1 rRNA gene is annotated in these 799 nt (G+C 49.2%); it reads left to right on the top strand.

Annotated elements, in window-relative coordinates:
* Positions 1-97: 97 nt before the first annotated feature.
* Positions 98-799: ribosomal RNA gene (locus A3850_RS00040) — 23S ribosomal RNA — on the top strand; the annotation flags it as partial.

The following is a 799-nucleotide window of genomic DNA, read 5'->3' as shown; positions in this document are numbered from 1 at the left end:
GATATTTTAATAACTAACTCATTAGTTTTAGGCAAATATAGTTACTCGATAACTCTATTTCGTTTTGCTAAGAATTGGTCCTTCGGGGCTAAAGACTAGGAAGTGAAATAAGGGCGTACGGGGGATGCCTAGGCTCTCAGAGACGATGAAGGACGTGGTAAGCTGCGAAAAGTCATGGGTAGGTGCAAACGACCGTTTGATCCATGAATGTCCGAATGGGGCAACCCACTATGTTGAAGACATAGTATCCTGCAAAGGAAGGTAACCCGGGGAACTGAAACATCTAAGTACCCGGAGGAGGAGAAAATAATTTAATGATTCCGCAAGTAGTGGCGAGCGAACGCGGAACAGCCCAAACCATTACGATACGTCGTAGTGGGGTTGTAGGACTCGAATAATCATGTATCACTCAATTGGAACATTCTGGAAAGGATGACCACAGAGGGTGACAGTCCCGTACAGGTACGGTGGTGCATGAGTTGAGTATCCTGAGTAGGGCGGGGCCGGAGAAACCCTGTCTGAATTTGCGGGCACCATCCCGTAAGGCTAAATACTCCTGAGAGACCGATAGTGAACCAGTACCGTAAGGGAAAGGTGAAAAGAACCGCGAGAAGCGGAGTGAAAAGACCCTGAAACCGTGCGCCTACAAGCGGTCGGAGCCTGTTAAAGGGTGACGGCGTGCCTTTTGCATAATGAGCCTACGAGTTACTCCTCACTAGCGAGTTTAAGGTCTAGAGGACCGGAGGCGGAGCGAAAGCGAGTCTTAACAGGGCGAGAGCTAGTGGGGGTAGACGCGAAA

It is taken from the genome of Lewinella sp. 4G2 (assembly GCF_001625015.1).
Taxonomy (GTDB): Bacteria; Bacteroidota; Bacteroidia; order Chitinophagales; family Saprospiraceae; genus Neolewinella.
This window is presented reverse-complemented; position numbering and strand designations above follow the sequence as displayed.